Here is a 23,275-nt window from a genome sequence, read left to right as displayed (position 1 = left end):
CGCACGATGGCCGCGACGCGGCCGCCCTCGGCGCGCCCGGCCACGGCGGCGTTGGCAGCCTTCATCGCGAGGCCCATCTGCGGCATACCGCTGGCTCCGGAGGCCGTGACGGCCTCGCGGACGATCCCCTCGAGCTCGTCGTCGCCGAGCTGCTTCGGCAGGTAGGCCTCGAGGACGGCCAGCTCTGCCTCCTCCTTGTCGGCGAGCTCCGCGCGACCGGCTCCGGTGTAGGCCTCCGCGGCCTCGCGGCGCTTCTTGGCCTCCTTGGTGAGGACCTTGAGCACGTCGTCGTCGGTCAGCACGCGGTGTTCCTTGCCCGCGACCTCCTCGTTGGTGACGGCGGTGAGGGCCATCCGCAGCGAGCCGGCCCGGACCTGGTCGCGCTCGCGCATCGCGGAGGTGAGGTCGGCCTGCAGCTGCTCCTTGAGGGTGGTCATGCGCCCAGTCTGTCAGGTCGGGCCACACGGCCTGGCTGCGCTCGGACGTCGTGACGGCGCGCGGATGCGAGGATAAGGCCCATGCGTGCCGTGACCAAGACCGTGCTGGGACTGGGGATGGCCGGCACGGGGGTGCTCGGCTGGGCCTCGCTCGTCGAGCGCAACGCCTTCGTGCTGCGCCGCTTCGACGTGCCGGTGCTGCCCGACGGGGCTCCCCCGCTGCGAGTCCTGCACCTGTCGGACCTGCACCTGTTGCCGCGCCAGCGTGCCAAGCAGGCGTGGGTGCGCAGCCTCGCCTCGCTCGACCCCGACCTCGTCATCACGACGGGCGACAACATCGCGGCGCACGACGCCGTGCCGTCGCTGCTCGACGCGTACGACCCGCTCCTCGGCATCCCGGGGATCTTCGTCCTCGGGTCCAACGACTACTTCGCGCCGAAGCTGAAGAACCCGCTGGGCTACCTGACGCGCAACCACGCGAAGGGTGTCGGCACGACTCTGCGGCTCCCCACCGCTGACCTCCTGCGCGGTCTGGGCTCCCGGGGCTGGATCGACCTGACGAACCGTCGCGACTCGATCACCGTGCGCGGCCTGCGCATCGACGTGCGCGGAGTCGATGACCCGCACCTGGGCTACGACCGGCTCGACCTCGTGGGCGGACCCGCTGCGCCCGGCACCGACCTGACGCTCGCGGTGACCCACGCGCCCTACCTCCGGGTGCTCGACGCGTATGCCGCCGACGGCGCCGATCTCATCGTGGCGGGCCACRCGCACGGCGGGCAGGTCTGCGTGCCCGGCTTCGGCGCCCTCGTGACGAACTGCGACCTCGACACGGGCCGCGTCAAGGGCCTCTCACGCTGGTGGCCCGGGGCCGGCGGGGCACTCTCGTCACACGCCCCGGAGGACGCCGCGTGGCTCGAGGTGTCCGCCGGCCTTGGCACCGCGCCCACCGCCCCGGTACGCCTGGCCTGCCGTCCCGAGGCCACGCTTCTCACGCTCGTCCCCCGCTCGCAGGGCTGACTCGACGCCCGGGTCGGGGTGGCACCGCCCACGTGACCCGGTGGGTGAGGGCGGCCCGATTCGGAGATGGACGGGGGGCTGCGCTAGCATCTCTGCTTGCTGCCTCCGGTCCACGGACCACGGCAGCCGCAGCACCGGGGTGTGGCGCAGCTTGGTAGCGCGCTTCGTTCGGGACGAAGAGGTCGCAGGTTCAAATCCTGTCACCCCGACCAACAAAATCGCAGGTCAGAGGCCCTTTGCTCTTCGGAGCGAAGGGCCTCTCTGCGTTCTCCGCGGAGTGCAGGGCACGTCGGCGTCCGTGTCCTGATCGTGAGCCGGGTCTTCTCACCCGACCACCCCGACACTCGTCTCCCCGTCGGACTCGCCGCAGCCGCAAGCGGGGTCGACCGGACCGACGCGCTAGCCCGCGACCGACGACGACGTCTCGCGGACCGACGCGGCGACGACGTCGGCGAGCTGCCCGGTACGCGCCATCACGGCCCGCTGGCGGATGGCGCCGTTGCCCTCCTCGCGCACCCGGGYGAGCCCCTCGTGCACCACCTCGAGATCTCCAGCCGCCTCCAGGGCGGGCCCCACATGGTCGACGAGCGCCTCGAGCACCGACCAGCACGGCCTGGGCAGCTCGGTGCGCCAGTCGATGAGGCTCCCCTCGAGCCCTTCCCGTCCGGCCTGCCACGTCGCGATCCGCAGCAGCTGGGTCGGCACGTCGGGCGCCTGCGTGCCGGCCGCCCACTCGCACGCGGCCGTCTCGACGAGTCCCCGGCACAGGGCCGCGACGACGGTCGCCTCCTCGACGGAGAAGCAGACGTCCGCGGCGCGGATCTCCACGGTCGGGTAGTGCTGGGACAGCCGGGCGTCGAAGTAGACCATGCCCGGGTCGAGGATCACCGAGCTCAGCACCATCCTGCGCACGAGCCGGTGGTAGGCCTCCGCGGAGCCGAAGAAGTCGGTCGGCCCGCACGAGGGCCACCTCGCGAACGCCTGGGACCGGTAGCTCGCGAAGCCGGAGTCCTGGCCGTTCCAGAACGGCGAGTTGGCGCTGAGCGCGAGCAGCGACGGCAGCCAGACCCGGATGCGGTCCAGGACGCCCACGCCCTCCTCATCGCTCTCCACGGAGACATGCACGTGGCAGCCGCACGTCAGGTGCTCACGTGCCGTGAGCTGGTAGCGGTCCTCCAGCCAGTCGTACCGCGGTGACCTCGTCAGGACCGGGCGCACCGGCAGCGGCGAGGTGGCGAGCGCGGCGACGCCCGAGCCGGCCTTGCGCGCCGCCACAACGGCCTCGGAGCGCCACCTCCGGATCTCGGCACGGAGTGCGGTCAGGTCGGCGACCGGCGCGGTGCGCGCCTCGATCTGCTGCTGCTGCATCTCCTCAGCGACCGCGCCGTGCACCCCCACGCCCGCCGACTCGGGCCGCCGGCGCGGAGCGTGCCCGAGCATCTGCCCGGAGACCGCTCGTGGCCGTCCGCTGTGCAGGTCGACGAGCAGCATCTCCTCCTCCACACCGACAGTTCGCACCGTGACGCTCCTTTCCCGGCCACCAGTGGACGTATGCCGTCGGGCCGGGCCTGAGTCCACAGTGGCAGCAACGGGACGCTGCAGCACGCCGATGCACGGTCCCGGATGCCGAGCGGCTCGGGAATGAACCGTGCCCACGAGCGTTGTCCCTCTTTGTCGTCGCACGCGCCGGGCTCCCGGCTCCACCCGCATCTGGAGGATCGTGTCCACCTCGTCCACCCTGGGATTCCGCTCGGAACGTGGGCCGATCCTCATCGCGCTCATGCTGTCGACGTCGCTCATCGCGCTCGACTCGACCATCCTGGCCACGGCGGTTCCCTCCATCGTCGCGGACCTCGGTGGCCTGACCCAGTTCCCGTGGCTGTTCTCGGTCTACCTGCTGGCGCAGGCCGTGTCGGTCCCGGTCTATGCCAAGCTCGCCGACACGGTCGGACGCAAACCCGTCATCCTCGTCGGGATCGGACTCTTCCTCGTCGGCAGCATCCTCTGCGGGTTCGCCTGGGACATGGGTTCGCTCATCGTCATGCGAGCCCTGCAGGGTCTCGGGGCCGGCGCGGTGCTGCCCATGACGACGACGATCGCTGCCGACATCTACACCGTGGCCGAGCGCGCCAAGACCCAGGGCTACATCGCGAGCGTGTGGGCCGTGTCGTCCGTCGTCGGCCCCACCCTCGGCGGCATCTTCTCCCAGTTCGCGTCGTGGCGCTGGATCTTCTTCGTCAACATCCCCTTCTGCCTGCTCGCCGCAGGCATGCTGTGGCGCAACTACGCCGAGTCCGTCGAGCGACGCCGGCACCGCATCGACTACGCCGGTGCCGGCGTTCTCACGGTCGCGCTGACGCTGCTCATCCTGGCCGTCCTCGAGGGCGGGCAGGCCTGGGCGTGGAGCTCGTGGCAGAGCATCGGCGCCTTCTCCGTCGGCGCTCTCCTGCTCGTCATCTTCGGCTTCGTCGAGCGCCACGCACCGGAGCCGGTGCTGCCCCTGGAGATCCTGACGCGCCGGCTCATCGTCGCGACGTGCCTCATCAGCATCGGAGTCGGCGCCGTGCTCGTCGGCCTCACCTCCTACGTGCCGACCTTCCTCGAGCGCTCCACGGGCGCCACCCCGATCGCCGCCGGGCTCGCTGTCGCCGCCCTCACCATCGGCTGGCCGATCTCGGCGTCGCAGTCGGGGCGCCTCTACATGCGCATCGGCTTCCGCCCGACCGCGCTCATCGGCCTCGTCATCGCGACCGTCGGCGCGCTGTCCCTCTGGATCACCTCGTCGACCCCCAACGTCTGGTCGACGGCCGGGTCGTGCCTCGTCGTCGGCCTCGGCCTCGGCCTGGTGGCCACCCCCACGCTGATCGCGGCCCAGGCATCCGTGCCGTGGAACGAGCGCGCCGTCGTCACCGGCACCAACATGTTCATGCGCTCGGTGGGCAGCGCGGTCGGCGTCGCGATCTTCGGTGCCATCGCCAACGCCGTCATCGCGAGTCGGGGCGGGGACGCGTCGAAGACGGCCGTGCAGGCCGGCTCGGCGGCGGTCTTCCTCGCCGTGCTCGTCGCAGCGGCCATCAGCATCGCGGCCGGGCTGATCATGCCGCACACGCGGGCCGAGGACGTTGCCCACGGGGGCCCCTCGGACAGCACACCGCAGAGCACCACGGAGAGCACCACGGAGAGCGCCGAGCTGGACCTGGCCGAACCCTCGACACGCTGGACACGCTCGACACCCTCGACCACCGCCTGAACGCATCGGGTACGTGCCCCATGACAGCGTCACCGACCCCGAGGAGGAGTACGCCATGAGCGAGCACGACGACGGCACGAAGAAGGTCGCAGACCTGATCAAGGACATCCGGATCGCGATGCTGACGCACGTGGACTCCAACGGCGCACTCGTCAGCCACCCGATGGCGACGCAGGAGGTGGAGTTCGACGGTGACGTCCTCTTCGTCGCGGAGCGCGACAGCCACAAGGCCCGTGACATCGCCGCGCAGTCCCCGGCGAAGGTCAATGTGGCCTACAGCTCGCAGAGCTCGTGGGTGTCGCTGTCCGGCACCGCGACGATCGTCGACGACACGGCCAAGCTCGCCGAGCTGTGGAACTCCTTCACGGGCGCGTGGCTCGAGGGCGGCCCGGAGAACCCCAACAACATCCTCATCAAGGTGAGCGCCGACTCGGCCGAGTACTGGGACTCCCCCGGCGCCAAGGTCACGCAGATCGCCAACTTCATCAAGGCGAAGGTGACCGGCGAGCGCCTGGAGGGCGACAACGAGGTCGTCGACCTCTGAACGCCTGACACGCCCGTGTATGCCGCCGGGCACCTTCGCTCAGAAGGGGGCCCCGGGGGCATACCTGCTTTTGGGATGAACCGCTCAGGCGGCACCCTTGACGAGGCGCGCCACCGCCCGCTCGAGGGCGTCCCGGTCGCGGACCTGCAGCAGGTCGCCGACCTCGAGGCGGCCGCGGTCCGCCTTGCTCAAGCGGTTGAGACTGCGTGCGATGGTGCGGCCGACGGCGTACTCGTCGAGGACCCGAGGGTCCACGTACGACCGGCGCGCGACGGCCGGCGTGTTGCCGAGGTGCTCCGACACGATCTTCATGGCGTCCTTCTCGGCCCGCTTGAGCTCGCGTTCGGACGCGACGGGACCGATCCGCGCGAGGGAGACGGCGGCGGTCACGGTCGCCGCCCACGTGCGCAGGTCCTTGACGGTGTGCTCCTGACCGACGAGCTCCTTGAACGCGACGTTGAGGTCGCTCGACCGCAGCTCGTGCCATCCGCTGGTGTCGCGGTAGGCGAGCAGGCGCTCGCCCGGATAACCACTTCGCTTGAGGGACAGCACGATCCGCGCGAGCAGCTGATCGGTCATGACCGCCTCGCGCGTGACCCCGGACTTGGCGGGGAACTCGAACGTGACGTCCTCCCCACTGACGGTCACGTGTGAGCGCAGGAGCGTCGCCACCCCGTGGGAGCCGTGCTCGGCCTCGTACTCCTCACCGCCGCTGCGGAAGAGTCCGGCGTCGAGCATCCGCAGTCCGGCGGCCGTGACGCGCTTCCTCGTCAGCCCGCTGGTGCGCAGGTCGGCGGCGATCTGCTTGCGTGCCGCCGGCAGCTTGCGCGCGAGGACCATGACGCGGTCGTGCTTCGCCCGGCCGCGCTCCTCGTGCCAGGCGTCGTGGTAGAGGTACTGGCGCCGGCCGGCGTCGTCGGTGCCGACAGCCTGGATGTGCCCGTTCGGATGGGGGCTGATCCAGACGTCCTGCCACGCCGGCGGGATGACGAGAGCCGTGATCCGCTCCCGGGTCGCCGCGTCGACCGTGCGACCGTCGGCGTCGACGTAGCCGAAGCCGCGGCCTCGCCGCACACGACGGATCCCGGGCTTGTCGATGACGCTCCGCCGCAGTCTCACACCGAGGAGATACCCGGTTCGCCGCGGTGCGCGAACGCAGCGTCGGAGCGGAGCCGTCAGTCGGGTGGCGACTCCCGCACGCCGGCCGTCTCGGACGTGGCGTCCTGGGTCTCGCGGGTGTCGCTCGCGCGGTCCGGGCCGTCGGGCGTCGCCACCGGCACGATGTCGGGCACCTTGATCTCCACCTGGCCGGGTGGCGGCGGCGGGTCGGGCGTGACGGGCGGGAAGACCGAGCCGTCGCTCTGCAGATGTGATTCGTGAGGGGTCACGTTGCTTGTCCCTATCGCCCCGAGTAGGTGACTGTTGCTGTGTCTTCGAACATACCCGCGGCCCGCATCGGTGAACCTGTGAACCAGCGGCGGGCATATGCCGCAGATCGTGGCTACGCGCCTGCGGGCAGCCCGAAATCGCTTGACGCCCAGCAGGTCCACTCCCACTGTGGAGGTGCGAGGGGGTGGTGGTCGTGAAGGTCGCCGTCATCGGAGGAGGTCCCACGGGCCTCGTCACGGGAATGGGTCTCGCACGCCGCGGGCACGCTGTCGTGGCGGTCGACCGAGATCCCGGGCCGCCCCCGGGTGGGGCCCCGTGGGCCCGCCGGGGTGTCATGCAGTTCCACCACGCGCATGCCTTCCGGCCACAGGTCGGCGAGGTGCTCCGCGCCGAGGCCCCCGCGGCGTGGGACGCGTGGCTCGCCATGGGCGCTGAGCCGATCGAGATGCCGGTCGGCGACGGCCGGACGGTGCCGGCCGGCATGCGCTCGCGGCGCGAGACCTTCGAGCGGGCGGTGCGTTCCGCGGCGCTCGAGCAGCCCGGCCTCGAGGTGTGCACAGGTCACGTCGACGGGGTCACGACGAGCTGCGGCCGTGCCCAGGGCATCCGCGTCGACGGCGGGGACCTCGAGGCCGACCTCGTCGTCGACGCCTCCGGCCGGTCCGGCCGGGTCAACCGGCACCTTCGTGGCCCCGGGGTCGGCGGGGAGTGCGGGATCGCCTACGTCGACCGCACCTACCGCCTGCTGCCGGGCGCCCCGCTGCCGCCGATGGCGAATGCCATTGCCTGGCAGGGCAACTACGTCGGCTTCATGGTCCTGGTCTTTCTGCACGAGAAGGGCATCTTCTCCGCCCTCATCATCCGGTCGACAGCGGACCGGGACCTTGTCGGACTCAGGCACGTGAGGGCGTTCGAGGCCGCGAGCGCTGCGATCCCGGGACTCGCCGCCTGGACCGGGACCGAGGTCGCTGAGGCGCTCACCGACGTGCTGCCGGGCGGGCCGCTGCTCAACGTGTACCGCGGGCAGCGTGGCCCGGCGGGCCAGCTCGCACTGCCAGGGCTCGTCTTCGTCGGGGACGCCGTGTGCACGACGACACCGAACTTCGGCCGAGGGTTGACGACCTCGCTCACCCAGGTCAGCGAGCTGCTGCGCCTCGTCGACGAGCACGGACCCGACGTCGAGGCGGTGGGCGAGGAGCTCGACGCGTGGGACGAGGCGCGGATGCGGCCCTGGGTCGAGGACCACATCGCGATGGACCATGCGCAGGCGCGGCGCTGGGCCGGCGACGACGTCGACCTGGCTGGGCGGCTGCCGTCCGACGTCATCATGATGGCCGCCTCGCAGGACCCCTCGATCGGGGAGGCCGTCGGGCCGTACCTGTCGATGCAGGCCCTCCCCTCGGCCCTGCGGACCGTCGAGGAGCAGGCGCGAGCCGTCTACCGCACGGGCTGGCGCCCGCAGCCCGATCCGGGTCCGTCACGCGAGGAGCTGGCCGACATCGTGGCGACCGCCGTCCCTGCCTGACGTCGTTCGCACGGCCCACGGCCACCCGCGCCGCAGAAGGTCAGCCGCACACTGTGCACGGTGTGCGGCTGTCCAGAGGGTGTGCGAGGGCTCCCGGCGAGCCGGATCAGCGGCCGGTGCCGCCGTAGACGATCGCCTCGTCTGCGGAGTCGAGCCCGAAGGCCGTGTGCACGGCACGGACGGCGTCGTCGAGCTGCTCGGCCCGCGTCACCGCCGAGACGCGGATCTCGGAGGTCGAGATCATCTCGATGTTGATGCCGGCCTCGGCGAGGGCGCCGAAGAACTTCGCCGACACTCCCGGGTGGCTCTTCATGCCGGCTCCGACGAGCGCGATCTTGCCGATCTTGTCGTCGAGGCGCAGGTCGGCGTACTCCACCTCGTGCTTGATCGACTGGAGCACCTGCATGCCGCGGGCGCCGTCGGCCTGCGGGAGGGTGAAGGAGATGTCGGTCTTCGCCGTCTCGGCGGCCGACACGTTCTGCACGATCATGTCGATGTTGATGCCCGACTCCGCGATGGCGCCGAAGATCTTGGCGGCGATGCCCACCCGGTCGGGCACCCCGACGATGGTGATCTTGGCCTCGCTGCGGTCGTGGGCGATACCGGCGATGATCGGAGCTTCCACAGCGCCTTCTCCTTCGTAGGGGTTGTCCTTGATCCACGTGCCGGCCTTCTGCGACCACGACGAGCGCACGTGGATGGGGATGCCGTAGCGGCGGGCGTACTCGACGCAGCGCAGGTGCAGGATCTTGCTGCCGTTGGCGGCGAGATCGAGCATCTCCTCCATCGAGAGCACGTCGAGCTTGCGGGCGCTCGGCAGGACGCGCGGGTCGGCGGTGAAGACGCCGTCGACGTCGGTGTAGATCTCGCAGACGTCGGCCTGCAGGGCCGCGGCGAGCGCGACGGCCGTCGTGTCGGAACCGCCACGGCCGAGGGTCGTGATGTCCTTCGTCGTCTGGCTGACGCCCTGGAAGCCGGCGACGATGGCGATGTGGCCGGCGTCGAGGGCGCTCTGGATGCGGCCGGGTGTCACGTCGATGATGCGGGCGGCGCCGTGGGCGTCGTCGGTGATGACGCCGGCCTGGCTGCCGGTGAAGGACCGCGCCTCGGCACCGAGCTGCGCGATGGCCATCGCGACGAGCGCCATCGAGATGCGCTCGCCCGAGGTCAGCAACATGTCGAGCTCGCGGGCCGGCGGCGCGGGCGAGACCTGCTCGGCGAGGTCCATCAGCTCGTCCGTCGTGTCGCCCATCGCCGAGACGACGACGCACACGGAGTGCCCGGCCCGCTGCGTCTCGACGATGCGCCGGGCCACGCGCTTGATGGCCTCGGCGTCGGACACGGACGAACCGCCGTACTTCTGGACGACGATGCTCACACTGGCTCCGGATCTCCTCGATGGTCTGCGGTGCGTCCGAGTCTAGGGTCGGGCGCTCAGGGCCCATCGGGCCGTCACGATGGTGAGATGTGCGCCGATTCGTCCCGGGCGCCGCACGTTCTGCCGCGGACTACGGGTGCAGCGCGTCGAACTCCGCCTCGCCGACGGTCTCCTCGTCCGCGTCGAGGCGCAGGTGGGCGAGGATCGAGTGCAGCGCGCGGAGCGCCGTCAGACCCCGGTCGCCCCAGTGCGACAGGTAGCCGAACTGCCACCACCACAGGGCCTCGCGCTTGCGCCCGGTCGCGTAGTGCTTGAGCCCGTGGCTCAGCGACACTGCCACGTCGACGAGGTCGTTGGTGATCGAGCCGTCGGCACGCTCCGACGAGGTGATCGGGTCGATGACGTAGACGTAGTCGTCGATGCCGGCGAAGACGTTCGCGAGCCCCGTGCGCAGCGGGTCGGCGTCGTCGTCGGTCGCGTCCGGCTCGAACCGCTCCTCCGGCACGACGTCCTCGATCGCCCCGAGCCGCGCGCCGGCGAGGAGCACCTGGGAGAGCGCGAGCGTCACCAGCGGCAGCGCCGTGTCGGGCGAGCTGCCCGACGCCACCTCCGTGACGGACGTCAGGAAGGCGCTCGCCTCCACCGCGGTCAGGTCGGCCAGGCCCGACAGGTCGTCGACCTCGCTCGCGTGGCCCTCGGTCACCGGGTCATCAGTCATGGTCCCAGCATGCCGTATGCCGTGCGGCCCGGTCGCCCCGGTCGCCCCGGGAACGGGCGCACCCAGCCCAGGCGAACGGCATACGCCCCCCGCCCTGATCGAAAGAGCGATCCGGGGTGGGGGCGCGCGAGGGTGGTCAGGCGTCGACGCGGCGGCGGCCCTCGAAGGCTCGTCCGAGGGTCACCTCGTCGGCGTACTCGAGGTCGCCGCCGACGGGGAGGCCCGACGCCAGCCGCGTCACCGTGAGGCCGACGTCACGCAGCAGCCGGCTCAGGTAGGTGGCCGTCGCCTCGCCCTCGAGGTTGGGGTCGGTCGCGATGATGACCTCCTGCACCTCGCCGGACGCGAGGCGGGTCATGAGCTCGCGGACGCGCAGGTCGTCGGGGCCGATGCCGTCGATGGGGCTGATGGCGCCGCCGAGCACGTGGTACTTGCCACGGAACTCACGGGTGCGCTCGATCGCGACGACGTCCTTGGGCTCCTCGACGACGCAGATCGCGGTGTGGTCGCGGCGCGGGTCGGCGCAGATGCGGCACTTCTCGGCCTCGGCGACGTTGCCGCACTCCTCGCAGAAGCGGACCCGGGCCTTGACCTCGGTCAGCGCCGTGACGAGACGCGTGACGTCGTCGGAGTCGGCCTGGAGCAGGTGGAAGGCGATGCGCTGCGCGCTCTTGGGCCCGACTCCGGGGAGTCGTCCGAGCTCGTCGATCAGGTCCTGGACCGCGCCTTCGTACACACGGCAACCCTAAGCCTCGCGAAGCCGTCTCGCGGACCGCCCCACCGGTCTAGCGTGGGAGCCGACGTCGTCCCTGAGGAGGGCGCGTGCACGAGCGAGCCGTGGACCTGATGCAGATCGCGGCTGGGTGGCTCTTGCCCAACGCGGTCCTGCAGCACGCCGTGCCCACGCTCGAGACCCTGGCCTTCGACGTGCCCCCGCTCGAGGCCAAGCGCGACCGGCTCGTCACGGCGCTGCGTGGGATGGGCTACGAGGTCGCCTCACCAGAGGGCACGTTCTACCTCCGGCCGCGCTCGCCCGTCCCGGACGAGGAGGCGTTCGTCGCATCACTCGAGCGTCGCGGCGTCCTCGTCCTGCCGGGGACGCTCTTCGAGACGCCGGGATGGTTCCGGGTCTGCCTCACGTCGACCGCCGAGTCCATCGAGGCTGCGTTGCCCCACTTCCGCGCCGCCATCGAGGAGGCGCGGCACACGACCACGGCCTGAGTCAGTCGGGCAACGCCGCTGACCAGCGCTCCTCGATGCGCCCGTAGCGCCACACGGCGAGCGCCACGACCCAGGTGACGACGAAGAGCCCGACGATCCAGAAGCCGACGTCTGCGAGGTCGATCGAGCCGATCCAGGCGACCGGACCCGAGGTGATGTCGAGCTTGTCGCCGAGGAGACCGACGAGCTCGATGACCCCGATGACGAGCGCGACGGCGACCGAGAGGGACGTGACGGTGATGTTGTAGTAGATCTTGCGCACCGGCTTGCTGAAGGCCCAGCCGTAGGCGAAGTTCATGAACGACCCGTCGATGGAGTCGAGGAGCGACATCCCCGCGGCGAAGAGCACGGGGAGGATGAGCACGGCATACCAGGGCAGGTTGGCCGCGGCGGCGCCGCCGGCGATGACGAGCAGCCCGACCTCGGTGACCGTGTCGAAGCCGAGGCCGAAGAGCAGCCCCACGGGGTACATGTGCCAGGACTTGCGCACCGTCCGCGTCACCCGACCGAGAATCCGGTTGAGCAGGCCACGCTTGTCGAGCTGGCGCTCGAGCTCGGCCTCGTCGTAGTGGCCCGCGCGCATGCGCCGGAAGACCTTGAGGATCCCGACGAGCGCGGCGAGGTTGATGAGACCGATGAGGACGAGGAAGACGCCGGAGATCGCGGTTCCCCAGACGCCCGTCACCTGCTGGAGGGTCGAGCTGTCGTCCTCGATCGCACCGGCCAGCGCCCGGATGCCGAAGGCGACGAGCGCGACCATGACGAAGACGACCGACGAGTGGCCGAGGCTGAACCAGAAGCCGACGCTCATCGGGCGCTGGCCCTCGGCCATCAGCTTGCGCGTCGTGTTGTCGATGGCCGCGATGTGGTCGGCGTCGAACGCGTGCCGCATGCCGAGGGTGTAGGCCGTGACCCCCAGCCCGACCCCGAAGAGCTGACCTGCGACCTGGTACTGGTGCGGCGCCACGACGCCGACGAGCAGCCCCCAGCCGACGAGGTGCAGCACGAGGATGACGGTGGCCATCCCGAGCAGGCTGCGGCGCTCACTGCGGCCGAGCCGATGGGTCGCCGACGCTCGCGTGGCGGTGGCGAGGGACGACGCGGAGGCTTCGGTCACGGACCCACGCTAGATGCGACAGGGTCGCATCTGCAAAGGAATCGCTCACATCGGGGATTCGACGCCCGGCACCTCGTTGTACGTGTCGGCGCGCTCCTGGCCGCTCAGGTCAGCGATGGCGGCCATGACGCGGTCGGTCAGCAGACGACGCGCCTTGCCCGCGGGCATACCGGAGTACTCCTCGACGCCGATCGGGGCACCGAAGCGCACCGTGACCTTCGCAAGCTTGGGAAACCGGGCCCCGACCGGCTGGATCTGCTCGGTGCCGATGAGCCCGACGGGCACGATCGGCACCTGAGCGGTGAGGGCGAGCCAGGCCACGCCGGTGCGACCCCGGTAGAGCCGGCCGTCCCGTGACCGAGTGCCCTCGGGATAGATCCCGAATGYGTCGCCGGCCCGGAGCACCTCGAGCGCCGTGTCGAGGCTCTCCTGCGCCGCGGTGGCCGAGTGCCGGTTGACCGGCACCATCCCGACGGCGCTGAAGAAGCCCTTGCGCAGGAAGCCACCGACACCGGTGCCGGTCCAGTACTCCTCCTTGGCGAGGAAGCGGACCTGCCGCGGCGACGCGAGCGGGATGGCGAAGGAGTCGATGAACGAGCGGTGGTTGCTCGCGACGATGACGCCGCCCTCCCGCGGGATGTTCTCCTTGCCCTCGATCGTGGGCCGGTACAGCGCATGGGACAGCGGGTACAGGAGGTTGCGCCCGAGGCTGTAGAACATGGGCCACAGCCTAGGGCCGGGGGCGGAGCGTCCGTCGCGACCGTCCGTCGCAGCCGCCGGATGACCACCTCTGGTATGCCGGGTGCCCGGGCGGGCGCGCCGGCTCGGTCCGCGCCGGCTCGGTCCGCGTCAGCCGCGTCAGCCGCGTCAGGCGCGAGCGCGCACCGCCCACGCGATCGCCATGATGTAGAAGGGCGGGTCGGGCAACAGCTCCCGGCAGTGGTCGCGCAACCGCACCCGGGCCACCTCGTCGAGGCTCCGCACGTGCGCACCCGCCGGACCGACGCCGAACGTGTAGGGCACCCACCAGTCCTCGAAGGTCGGGTGTCGCACGGTGACGGTCAGGGCGGTCCCCTCGATCTGGTTCAGGCCGGCCTGGTCGCAGAGGTGGACCAGCTCGCCCTCCCTGGTCCCGGGCCTGCCGGACTCGTCGTCGACGCCGGGGTCGAGGTCGCGCGCCGCCCGCCAGAAGGGGGCCAGCGGTGCGCCGCCACCGGCGAGGTCCCACACACACGCCGACACCGTGCCGCCGGGGCGCGTGACCCGGGACATCTCCCGCAACCCGAGCACCGGGTCCGTCATGAAGCTGACCACGAGCTGCGCGAGCGCGTGGTCGAAGAGGTCGTCGGGGTAGGGCAGCTGCTCGGCCGCCGCGGTCTGCACGTCGAGGGTGGGGAACGCCTGCCGTAGGGCGGCGAGCAATCGCGGGGACGGGTCGACCGCCGAGACGCCGTCGACGCCCAGCCGCTCGATGAGCACCCGGGTCAGGGCTCCCGTGCCACAACCCACGTCCAACGCCCGACCGGGTCTGGCGACACCTGACCAGTCGGCGAAGCGTTCGGCGAGCGGCACCGAATAACGCCCCATGAACCGGTTGTACGCGTCCGCCGCAACCTCGAAGGTCACGCCTCGACGCTACTCCCGGACGCGCAGGTCCCTCCGGGTTATGACGATTGCCAGACCTGGGGGACGGGTCAGTTGTCGCGCTCCTGGACGACGCGGCCGCCGAGGACCTTCTCGATGACCGATCGACCGACGTCGCCGGACTGCTCGATGTCCTCGTCGTCGTCGCTCACGGCGGAGTCGTCGGTGACTGGCTGTCGAGACTGGTCGTCGTCGGTGGAGCGTGCCCCGGCCCGTGACCGGGCCTGGGCGAACGACTGGCGCACGGCGCTCGCGCCCCGCACCGCGGAGTCTGTCGGCGCCTCTCCCCCGGAGGCGCCACCCGCCGAGGCGGCTCCCGGGGGCGGCGACGCAGCGGACGGCGAAGCGGTGGACGGCGAGACGGTGGGCGGCGACGCGGAAGCAGGCCCGGTGGCCCAGTCCGGGGCCGGCCCCGTCGTGGACCCCCAGCCGGCATTGTCCTGTAGCGACCGGCCCGAGACAGGGCTCAGTCCGGCGTCGGCGAGCGCCGCGCCTCCGGACGGGGACGCTCCACCGGGGCCGCCGGTCCCGGTCGGAGCGTTGCCTCCCGGGCCGGCGGACTCATGCCCCGCGCCGGCGTCACCCCATGACGAACGTCCCGCACCACCGTCACCGGCCCGAGCGCCTCCCTGCCCGCTGTCGGCCGGACCGGCTGGGGCGCCCTTGCTCGGCGGGTCGGGGAGCCCCGCGGCAACGGCTCCCAGCGGTGGCGCGACCGGAGTCTGCTGCGACACGGCGGCCATGTGGATCCCGTCGACGACAGCGTCGACCCCCAGCTCGTCGATGAGCGCCTGGCGCACGATGTCGGCGTGGTTGCCCGCTCGGAAGGTCTGCGTGAGCCCGGCCGTCGCGATGCCGAGCGTCAGGGTCCTGCCGTCAAAGGCCGTGACCTGGGCGTTCTGCGAGACGAAGGTCCACGTGATGCGGCGCATCGTGAAGATGCGGCCGAGGACGTTGGGCCACGCCCGCCGGATCGCGTCGGTGTCCATGCCACCGACCGCCCCCTGCGTGGCCTCGCCCGACGGCGCTGCGGCAGAGGGCGATTCAGGCGCCGGGACCGAGGCGCCGGATGCGCCGGACGAACCAGCGGAGGTGCCCGCTCCGGACCGGACCTGCTCGGACGCACCCGCGAGGTGCTGGCCACCACCGGTCGGCTCGACGACGGACGACGGGCCACCGACCGACTCGCCCGGAGTCATCACGGGTGGCGCACCGACCTCGGCGCGCGCCGCGTCGACGCGCCCCGCATCGCCGGGGCCCGGACCCGACGCCGGACCGGACGACCCGCCTGCGGTCTCGATGCCCGAGCTGCGACCGCCACCACCCATGCCACCGGCGGCGTGCGAGGCACCCGGACCGCCTCCGCTCGACGGGGGCGTGTAGTCCGAGACCGTGCGCGGCGGAGCAGCGACTGCCGCCGCCCCCGCCGTCGAGGGCGACCCGCCAGGAGCGGCTGGCGCGTCCCCTCGGGCAGCGGTCGGGACTCCCCCGACGTCGAGGCGACGCTCGAGACGGTCGAGGCGGGCGGCATACCCCTGCTCGCCGGAGGCGGCCGGGAGGAGGATGCGCGCGCAGATCAGCTCGAGCTGCAGCCGCGGCGCCGTGGCCCCGGTCATCTCGGTGAGGCCGGTGTTGACGATGTCAGCCGCCCGCGAGAGCGCACCCGGGCCGAAGCCCGCCTGCTGCACGCGCATGCGCTCGAGCTGGTCCTCGGGGACGCCGCGCAGCACCTGCCCGGCGCCCTCGGGGATCGCCGCCACGATGATGAGGTCGCGCAACCGCTCGAGGAGGTCCTCGACGAAACGGCGCGGGTCGTGGCCCGACTCGATGACCTTGTCGACCTGGCGGAAGGTGGCTGCGCCGTCGCCGGCCGCCAGCGCGTCGACGGTGCTGTCGAGCAGCTCGCCGTCCGTGAAGCCGAGCAGCGACACGGCGCCGTCGTAGGTCAGGCCCTCAGGACCCGAGCCGGCGATGAGCTGGTCGAGCACCGACAGGGAGTCACGCACCGAGCCGCCGCCGGCGCGCGTGACGAAACTGAGCACGCCGGGCTGGGTCGCGACGTGCTCGGCCTCGAGGAGCCGCTCCATGTAGCTCGTGAGCTTGGCCGGCGGCACGAGCCGGAACGGGTAGTGGTGCGTCCGGGAGCGGATGGTGCCGATGACCTTCTCGGGCTCGGTCGTGGCGAAGACGAACTTCACGTGCTCCGGCGGCTCCTCGACGATCTTGAGCAGCGCGTTGAAGCCCTGCGGCGTCACCATGTGCGCCTCGTCGATGATGTAGATCTTGAAGCGGCTCTGCGCCGGGCCGTAGCTCGCCCGCTCGCGCAGGTCACGCGCGTCGTCGACGCCACCGTGGCTCGCGGCGTCGATCTCGATGACGTCGACGGACCCCGACCCCCCACGCGCGAGGGCCACGCACGAGTCGCACGTGCCGCACGGGATCGGCGTCGGTCCCTGCTCGCAGTTGAGGCAGCGCGCCAGGATGCGCGCGCTCGTCGTCTTGCCGCAGCCGCGCGGACCGCTGAAGAGGTAGGCGTGGTTGACCCGGCCCGTGCGCAGCGCCTGCATGAGCGGCTCCGTCACGTGCTCCTGGCCGATGACGTCGGCGAAGCTCTCGGGCCGATAGCGGCGGTACAGGGCGGTGGCCATGCCCGAAACCCTAACCGCCACGACCGACGCCGGGAACGCCGACCGAAGGGCCGCCACACCGGGGGGCGAAAGGGTGAACAGCAGCTGACGGTGTGACGTTCCGAGGGCGGCCGTCGGCAGGTGTGCCTAGGGTCGATGCACCGGCCCGTCGAGCGAACCACGCAACGGCCGGACGGAGGAGGACGCCATGCCCGACCCGACCCAGCAGGATCAGTGGGACACCGACGCACTCGTCGCACGCTACGACGAGGTGAGATCCCAGACCGAGGCGCTCACCGCCCCGCTCTCACCCGAGGACCAGACCGTTCAGTCCATGCCGGACGTGTCGCCGACGAAGTGGCACCGCGCGCACGTGACGTGGTTCTTCGAGACGTTCGTGCTCGCCGACAACGAGCCGTCCTTCAGGCCCTACCAGGACCAGTACTGGTTCCTCTTCAACAGCTACTACGAGGGCGTCGGGCCGCGCTACGCCCGCGCCGAGCGTGGTTTCATCACCCGGCCCGGCGCCCACGACGTCGGCCTCTACCGCGCCGACGTCGATGCCCGCGTGCGCGACCTCGTGAGCACCCTCGATGGTGGCTCGCTCCAGAAGCTGAGCCCGACCATCGAGCTCGGTTTCCACCACGAGCAGCAGCACCAGGAGCTGCTGCTCATGGACATCAAGCACGTGCTGTCCGTCAACCCCCTCCAGCCGTCGTATGCCGGCACGCCCCTCACGTCGTCCGACCCGGACCCGCTGGGCTGGGTCGACGTCGAGGGCGGCCTCGTCGAGGTCGGTCACCGGGGCGGCGGGTTCAGCTTCGACAACGAGCTGCCGCTGCACCAGCAGTGGCTCGAGCCCTACCGCCTCGCCGACCGGCTCGTGACGAACGGCGAGTGGCTGGCGTTCATGGCCGACCGCGGCTACGAGCGGCACGAGCTGTGGCTCTCCGACGGCTGGGCCAGGGTGCGCGGGGAGGGCTGGCGGGCGCCGTTCTACTGGCGCGAGGTGGACGGCGTGTGGTTCGAGCACACGCTGAGCGGCACCCGCCCGGTAGATCCGGGACTGCCGGTGAGCCACGTCAGCCACTACGAGGCCGACGCCTACGCCACCTGGGCCGGCAAGCGACTGCCCACCGAGGGCGAGTGGGAGCACGCCGTCGTGGCGGACGGGCAGGGCGAGGCGTCGACCGCCGGCGGCAACCTCGCCGACACCCAGACGTTCCACCCACGGCCGGCCGGGCCGCCGACCGGGCACCTGCGCCAGGTCTACGGCGACTGCTGGGAGTGGACGAGCTCGGCCTACCTCGCCTACCCCGGATACCACCCGCCCGCGGGCGCCATCGGCGAGTACAACGGCAAGTTCATGTCGGGTCAGATGGTCCTGCGCGGCGGCTGCGCCCTGACGCCCCCGGGCCACGCGCGACTGTCCTATCGCAACTTCTTCCCGCCCGGCTCGCGCTGGGCCCTGTCCGGGGTCCGCCTCGCCGACGGGGGTGTCCGCTCGTGACCGCTCCTGAGCCGGTCGTGACCGTTGCCCTCGACCCCGACTGGGCCTCCGGGGCCCTCGTCGACGACGTCCGGCGCGGCCTCGGCTCGCAGCCGCGCTCGCTGTCGCCGAAGTGGCTCTACGACGACGTCGGCTCCGAGCTCTTCGACCAGATCACCCGGCTGCCGGAGTACTACCCGACCGAGCGCGAGCGGGCGATCCTGCGCGACCACGCCGTCGGCATCGTGACCGCGTGCGACGCCACGACCTTCGTCGAGCTCGGCAGCGGCACGAGCGACAAGACCCGCACCCTGCTCGATGCGTTCGCAGCCGTCGGCAGGCTCGAGCGCTTCGTGCCGGTCGACGTCTCCGAGCAGACGCTGCGCGACGCGGCCGTCATGCTGGCCGAGTGCTACCCCGCGCTGCAGGTCGAGGCGCTCGTCGGCGACTTCACCCTCCACCTCGGCCATCTTCCACGCGAAGGTCGTCGCCTGGTCGCCTTCCTCGGCGGGACCATCGGCAACTTCTACGTCGAGGAGCGGGCGGCCTTCCTCGGGGCACTCCACGACAGTCTCGAGCCGGGTGACTGGTTCCTGCTCGGCACCGACCTCGTCAAGAGCACCGACCGGCTCATCTCCGCCTACGACGACACCCGGGGGGTGACCGCCGCCTTCGTCACCAACTGCCTCCACGTGCTCAACCGTGAGCTCGGGGCCGACTTCGACATCGACGCCTTCTCCTACGTGCCCTTCTGGGACCCGCGTCAGGAGCGGATGGACCTGCGGCTGCGGGCCGACATGCCGCAGCGCGTCACCATCCCCGGCGCCGACCTGACGTTCGAGCTGGCGCACGGTGAGGAGATCCGCGTCGAGATCTCGACGAAGTTCCGCCCCGAGAGCCTGTGTGACGAGCTGGCCGCGGCCGGCTTCACCGTCGAGCGCAGGTGGACCGACCCCGACGACGACTTCGCCCTCACCCTCTCCCGGCGCGCCGGCTGACCCTCCCGACCATCCGATCGAAAGAGCAGTCCGTCCGGACGGACTGCTCTTTCGATCGGAGAGGGGGCTGTGGTCGAGAGGGAGCCCGCGGCTTGGCATACTGGGCGCTCGAGTACGACACGACGTAGGAGACAGCCGCATGACCCCTCGCACCCTCTATCGCCGGATCGCCCTCGCGGAGGTGGTGACGTGGGCGCTGCTCCTGCTCGGAATGGTCCTCAAGTACGTCACGCGCACGACCGAAGTCGGCGTCAAGGTCTTCGGGCTCGCGCACGGCGTCGTCTTCATCGCCTTCTGCCTCGTCACGGTCCTGCTTTGGGTCAACCAGCGCTGGACGGCCCGTGAGGGCCTGCTGGGGCTGCTCAGCGCCGTGCCGCCGTTCCTCACCGTCTGGTGGGAGCGTCGACTCGAGCGGCGCGGGCGCCTCGAGGGCGGCTGGCGTCTGGGGCGCGACGGGGAGACGCCGACCAACCCCGCCGAGCGGATCGTTGCGACCCTCCTCGCGCGTCCCATGGTCGCCGTCGCCGTGGGCGCCGTCGCGGTCCTCGCCCTGACCGGCGTCGCCCTCCTCCTGGGACCGCCCGTCAATCCGCAGGGCTGACTGCTCTCGGCCGATCAGCGCGTTCGGAGCCAAGCGGCATACGGTGGCTTCCGACAGCGCGACAGGGCCAGCGAAGGGATGGGTGCAGATGGGTGCGGTCGCAGTGCTGACCGGTGAGGTCCGCGCGGAGGGCGTCGGCAAGACGATCGACGAGACGACCCTGCTGCTCCCGACCGATGTCAGTGCCGACCCGGGCGAGTGCATCGTCCTCCGCGGCCCCAACGGTTCGGGCAAGACGACGCTGCTGCGGATCATCGGCGGCCTGCTCGTGCCGAGCACCGGCACCGCGACCATCGGCGGCCGCGGGGCCGACGAGCGCGACCGAGCCGTGCGTGCTGCCGTCGCGGCCCTGCTCGGCGCCCCGACGACCTATCGCGACCTCACGCTCGTCGACCACCTCGTCCTCATCGACTCGACGTGGGGCGGCGAGCCGGCCACGTCGGACGACCGCAGCCTCGCCCTGCTCGACCGCCTCGGCATCGCGCACCTGGACGACCGCTTCCCCCACGAGCTCTCGTCGGGACAGGAGCAGCTCTTCCGCCTCGCCCTGACCTTCTCGCGGCCGGCGAGCGTCGTGCTGCTCGACGAGCCGGAGCAGCGCCTCGACACCGGCAAGCGCCAGGTGGTGGCGGACCTGATCAGCGAGCGCACCGAGTCCGGCTGCACCGTCGTCATGGCCTGCCACGACCCGGAGCTGACGACCAGGCTCGCGACCCGCGTCGTCGACGTCGTGCCGGCGCGCTGACCGGGGACGCGGCATGAGCAAGCGCAAGAAGCCGGCACCCACCGCACCCGCACCAGCACCCGAGGCACCGCCGCGCCACACGGCATTCGACCCGGCGGCGCAGGTCCCGGCCGCGACCGAGGTCGACTACGACGACCACGACCTGCTCGGCCAGGCCGACTGGGTCATCGGTGGCGACGCCGCGCGCAAAGCCCGGCAGCAGGGGTTGTACGCCGGCTACGTCCTCTTCCTCGGCGCCCTCGTCTACGGCCTGCCGATCGTCCAGGCGGTCTTCCGCACGTCCGACGCGAGCTCGCTCGGGGAGCAGCTGCGCTCCCCGGTGGCCATCGCCCTCCTCGTCGCCTCGGTGGCGGCCCTCCTCGGCGCCGTCGTGTTCGCCGGGCGCTTCCGCGGGCCGGTGGTCCCACCCATGCCGTGGATCGACCTCGTGCTGCCCGTCCCGCTCGACCGGGCCCTGGCGCTGCGCCGGTGGTGGCGCTACGCCGCGGTCGGCGGCCTCTTCGTCGGCGCGCTCAGCGGGCTGACCGTCGGGGCCGGTCTGGCCTTCGCCCATGTCGCCGGCGTCGGCACGATTCTCGTGACGACGGTGATCGGCACCGCGCTCGGGATCCTCGCGACCCGCCTCTGGCTGTGGTCGCAGGTCCGCTCGTGGCCCGGACCCGACCGCGGCCTCAGCCTGTTGTGGCGAGTGCCCGACGCCCTCCGGGAGCTGCACGCCGAGTCGCTGCGCGCCCACTCGGCCAACACCTCGACGATGGCGGGGTCGGCCCTCACCGGCAACCTCCGCACGGCGCGGCTCGCCCTGACCCGACCCGTCCGGCACGGCCGCTCCGCGCGACTGCGCCCGGGCCGTCCGTTCGGTGTGCTGGTGCGGCGCGACGTCCTCGGCCTGCGGCGCACCCCGGGAGCCTTCCTCTCGGGCCTGGGCCTGACCGTGCTCGGCGGCGCGATCGTCACGTGGGCGTTCACGCAGCCGGCCGCCCCGAGCATCGCGGCGACGATCGGGCTGCTGCCCCTCTACCTCGGCTTCGGCGCCTGGGCCGAGGGCCTGCGCCTGCAGGCCGACAACGTCGGCACGCCCTCGCTCCTCGGCACCGGCGAGGTCGCCGAGGCCATCGCCCACGTGACGGTGCCGACCGCGCTCACGGTCGTCGTCCTCGGCGGCTGGGTCGGCGTCGCGGCGGCGTTCGGGTCGCTGCCGGTCAGCGCACCACTGTCGCTGTGGCTCGTCCTTGTGCTCGTCGTCGCGGGCAACGTGCTGGCAGCCTTCCGCGGCTCCCCGACCTTCGTGCTCCGTCCCCAGATGGTGGCGGTCTGGTATGCCGTGCCGGCGCTGACCGTCGTCCTGCTCGGCTCGATCGTCGCGGTGCTCACCAAGGCCGGCAACTACACGTGGCTCTCGGTCGTGAGCTGGTTCGTCTACGCCGTCCTCGCCTGGGCGGTCTCGAAGGTCCGTCGCCTCACCTACCTCCACCGGGCCTGACCGACAACCCGGTCGCCCTCGGTCTCGGCCAGTCGTTAGGTTCGGCCCATGAGCGAGCTGCGCACGCGCGACGTCGTCGACGCCGACCTCCCCGCCGTCCTGGGCATCCGCAACCGGTCCTTCGGGCCGCTCGGCACCGGTGGTGACGTCTGGTGGCAACGGGTCTCTGCCGAGACGCTCGGCGGCCGGATGATCGCCGTGGTCGACGACTCCGGCACCGTCGTCGGTGCGGGTCGCATCCGGCCCTTCGAGCAGGCCTGGGGCGGACGGCACCTGCGGATGGGTGGCGTCGCCGGTGTTTACGTCGAACCGAGCGCCCGCGGCCGCGGCGTCGCGACGACCCTGACCCGCGCCCTGATCGCCCGGATGGGCGAGCTCGGCGACGTCGTGTCCTGCCTCTTCCCGACGACGGCCACCCTGTACCGCCGCTCCGGCTACGAGATCGGCGGCGTACAGACGCGGACGACGTATGCCGCCCACCTCCTTCGCGACCTCGGCACCTCCGGCGCCGGGCAGGGCGGGTCGGGCGGACTCCGGCCGGCGACCCGCGCCGACGCGCAGTGGATGCACGAGCTGGCCCGTGCGGCGAGTGCTCGGCACGGGGCCAGCGGACCGATGGTGCCGTCGGTCGAGGCGCTCGAGGGGACGCTCGAGCGGGACGAGCTCATCGCGTACGCCGTCGACGGCGGTTTCGTCCTCTACGACCTGTCCGAGCAGGCTGTCACCGTCGAGCACCTCGTCGCCACGACGCCGGCGGCCGCGAGGACCCTGTGGGGTGTCGTCGGGTCGGGATCGTCGGCCGCGCCGACGGTGCACTCCTACCTCGACCCACGGGACCCGGTCACGCTCGTGCTCGGCGGCCTGCCGGCCACGGAGGTGCAACAGGTCCCGTGGATGGGACGGGTCGTGGACCTCGCGGCCGCGTTCGGCGACCGGGGCTTCGGCCCTCACGGCTCGGTCGAGGTGGACCTTCTCGTCGAGGACGCCGACGCCCCGGCGAACTCCGGCCGGTGGACGCTGGCGGTGTCAGCTGGCCGCGGCACGGCCACCCGCGCCGACGGGCCCGACGGGCCCGACGGGCCCGACGGT

At 71.9% G+C, this 23,275-nt stretch carries 22 protein-coding genes and 1 tRNA gene; 12 read left to right on the top strand and 11 right to left on the bottom strand.

All coding sequences use genetic code 11. The features are described from left to right. Positions 1-437 (bottom strand): GatB/YqeY domain-containing protein (locus AC1DP0_RS02605; protein WP_478082335.1); only part of this gene is annotated, 437 nt, incomplete at its 3' end. A gap of 81 nt (positions 438-518) precedes the next feature. Here AC1DP0_RS02605 and AC1DP0_RS02600 point away from each other — a divergent pair. Then, on the top strand, positions 519-1,457 hold the full coding sequence (locus AC1DP0_RS02600; protein ID WP_478082334.1) for a metallophosphoesterase: 939 nt from the start codon (positions 519-521) through the stop codon (positions 1,455-1,457). A gap of 135 nt (positions 1,458-1,592) precedes the next feature. Then, positions 1,593-1,669: transfer RNA gene (locus AC1DP0_RS02595), tRNA-Pro, on the top strand. A 187-nt stretch (positions 1,670-1,856) separates the two neighbouring features. On the opposite strand, the gene AC1DP0_RS02590 is transcribed toward AC1DP0_RS02595, so the two are convergent. Next, positions 1,857-2,975, bottom strand: coding sequence for a carboxylate-amine ligase (locus AC1DP0_RS02590; protein ID WP_478082333.1), 1,119 nt, complete (start codon positions 2,973-2,975; stop codon positions 1,857-1,859). A gap of 262 nt (positions 2,976-3,237) precedes the next feature. On the opposite strand from AC1DP0_RS02590, the gene AC1DP0_RS02585 reads away from it, so the two are divergent. After that, positions 3,238-4,707, top strand: a complete 1,470-nt coding sequence (locus AC1DP0_RS02585; RefSeq protein WP_478082336.1) for an MDR family MFS transporter — start codon at positions 3,238-3,240, stop codon at positions 4,705-4,707. A 55-nt stretch (positions 4,708-4,762) separates the two neighbouring features. Further along, positions 4,763-5,251, top strand: coding sequence for a pyridoxamine 5'-phosphate oxidase family protein (locus AC1DP0_RS02580; protein ID WP_442279457.1), 489 nt, complete (start codon positions 4,763-4,765; stop codon positions 5,249-5,251). A gap of 84 nt (positions 5,252-5,335) precedes the next feature. Here the strand turns inward: AC1DP0_RS02580 and AC1DP0_RS02575 are convergent, their stop codons facing one another. Both AC1DP0_RS02575 and AC1DP0_RS02570 read right to left on the bottom strand, forming a co-directional pair. Then, a complete protein-coding gene (locus AC1DP0_RS02575; protein WP_478082332.1) occupies positions 5,336-6,370 on the bottom strand; it encodes a DNA topoisomerase IB in 1,035 nt (344 codons plus the stop codon). A 56-nt stretch (positions 6,371-6,426) separates the two neighbouring features. Further along, positions 6,427-6,639, bottom strand: coding sequence for a hypothetical protein (locus AC1DP0_RS02570; protein ID WP_478082331.1), 213 nt, complete (start codon positions 6,637-6,639; stop codon positions 6,427-6,429). 185 nt (positions 6,640-6,824) lie between these two features. Between AC1DP0_RS02570 and AC1DP0_RS02565 the strand changes: the two genes are divergently transcribed. Further along, entirely contained in the window at positions 6,825-8,165 is a 1,341-nt protein-coding gene (locus tag AC1DP0_RS02565; RefSeq protein WP_478082330.1) for an FAD-dependent oxidoreductase, read from the top strand. A gap of 106 nt (positions 8,166-8,271) precedes the next feature. Here the strand turns inward: AC1DP0_RS02565 and AC1DP0_RS02560 are convergent, their stop codons facing one another. The 3 genes from AC1DP0_RS02560 to recR form a co-directional block, all read right to left on the bottom strand. After that, positions 8,272-9,543, bottom strand: a complete 1,272-nt coding sequence (locus tag AC1DP0_RS02560) for an aspartate kinase (RefSeq protein WP_478082329.1) — start codon at positions 9,541-9,543, stop codon at positions 8,272-8,274. Positions 9,544-9,673: 130 nt separating this feature from the next. Beyond that, positions 9,674-10,261, bottom strand: a complete 588-nt coding sequence (locus tag AC1DP0_RS02555) for a DUF5063 domain-containing protein (RefSeq protein ID WP_478082328.1) — start codon at positions 10,259-10,261, stop codon at positions 9,674-9,676. A 136-nt stretch (positions 10,262-10,397) separates the two neighbouring features. Continuing rightward, positions 10,398-10,997, bottom strand: a complete 600-nt coding sequence (gene recR / locus AC1DP0_RS02550) for a recombination mediator RecR (protein ID WP_344256736.1) — start codon at positions 10,995-10,997, stop codon at positions 10,398-10,400. Positions 10,998-11,083: 86 nt separating this feature from the next. Here recR and AC1DP0_RS02545 point away from each other — a divergent pair, with 86 nt between their 5' ends. Further along, on the top strand, positions 11,084-11,482 hold the full coding sequence (locus tag AC1DP0_RS02545) for an aminotransferase class I/II-fold pyridoxal phosphate-dependent enzyme (RefSeq protein WP_478082327.1): 399 nt from the start codon (positions 11,084-11,086) through the stop codon (positions 11,480-11,482). Between the two features lies 1 nt (position 11,483). Here the strand turns inward: AC1DP0_RS02545 and nicT are convergent, their stop codons facing one another. From nicT to AC1DP0_RS02525, 4 genes are all read right to left on the bottom strand, one after another. Further along, a complete protein-coding gene (gene nicT / locus AC1DP0_RS02540; protein ID WP_478082326.1) occupies positions 11,484-12,599 on the bottom strand; it encodes a Nickel transporter NicT in 1,116 nt (371 codons plus the stop codon). Positions 12,600-12,644: 45 nt separating this feature from the next. Then, positions 12,645-13,319 carry a lysophospholipid acyltransferase family protein gene (locus AC1DP0_RS02535; RefSeq protein WP_478082325.1) on the bottom strand — a complete coding sequence of 225 codons (675 nt, stop codon included), beginning with the start codon at positions 13,317-13,319 and terminating at the stop codon, positions 12,645-12,647. Positions 13,320-13,466: 147 nt separating this feature from the next. Further along, positions 13,467-14,225, bottom strand: coding sequence for a class I SAM-dependent methyltransferase (locus AC1DP0_RS02530; protein ID WP_478082324.1), 759 nt, complete (start codon positions 14,223-14,225; stop codon positions 13,467-13,469). Between the two features lie 68 nt (positions 14,226-14,293). Further along, positions 14,294-16,891, bottom strand: coding sequence for a DNA polymerase III subunit gamma and tau (locus tag AC1DP0_RS02525; protein ID WP_478082323.1), 2,598 nt, complete (start codon positions 16,889-16,891; stop codon positions 14,294-14,296). A gap of 187 nt (positions 16,892-17,078) precedes the next feature. On the opposite strand from AC1DP0_RS02525, the gene egtB reads away from it, so the two are divergent. The 6 genes from egtB to AC1DP0_RS02495 all read left to right on the top strand — a co-directional run. Then, complete coding sequence (egtB, locus tag AC1DP0_RS02520; RefSeq protein WP_478082322.1) at positions 17,079-18,380, top strand: ergothioneine biosynthesis protein EgtB; 1,302 nt, start codon at positions 17,079-17,081, stop codon at positions 18,378-18,380. After that, positions 18,377-19,357, top strand: a complete 981-nt coding sequence (gene egtD, locus AC1DP0_RS02515) for an L-histidine N(alpha)-methyltransferase (RefSeq protein ID WP_478082321.1) — start codon at positions 18,377-18,379, stop codon at positions 19,355-19,357. The genes egtB and egtD overlap by 4 nt, the downstream gene beginning before the upstream one ends. A 139-nt stretch (positions 19,358-19,496) precedes the next feature. Then, positions 19,497-19,958, top strand: coding sequence for a DUF3817 domain-containing protein (locus tag AC1DP0_RS02510; RefSeq protein WP_478082320.1), 462 nt, complete (start codon positions 19,497-19,499; stop codon positions 19,956-19,958). 88 nt (positions 19,959-20,046) lie between these two features. Further along, positions 20,047-20,703, top strand: coding sequence for an ABC transporter ATP-binding protein (locus AC1DP0_RS02505; protein ID WP_478082319.1), 657 nt, complete (start codon positions 20,047-20,049; stop codon positions 20,701-20,703). 13 nt (positions 20,704-20,716) lie between these two features. Further along, complete coding sequence (locus AC1DP0_RS02500) at positions 20,717-22,186, top strand: hypothetical protein (RefSeq protein WP_478082318.1); 1,470 nt, start codon at positions 20,717-20,719, stop codon at positions 22,184-22,186. 48 nt (positions 22,187-22,234) lie between these two features. Then, positions 22,235-23,275, top strand: a 1,041-nt coding sequence (locus tag AC1DP0_RS02495; protein ID WP_478082317.1) for a GNAT family N-acetyltransferase, incomplete at its 3' end; no start/stop codon positions are given.

The sequence above is a fragment of the Terrabacter sp. P5_B1 genome (assembly GCF_056400505.1).
Note: the sequence above shows the minus strand (reverse complement) of the source record. Positions and strands in the feature narration are given on the sequence as shown.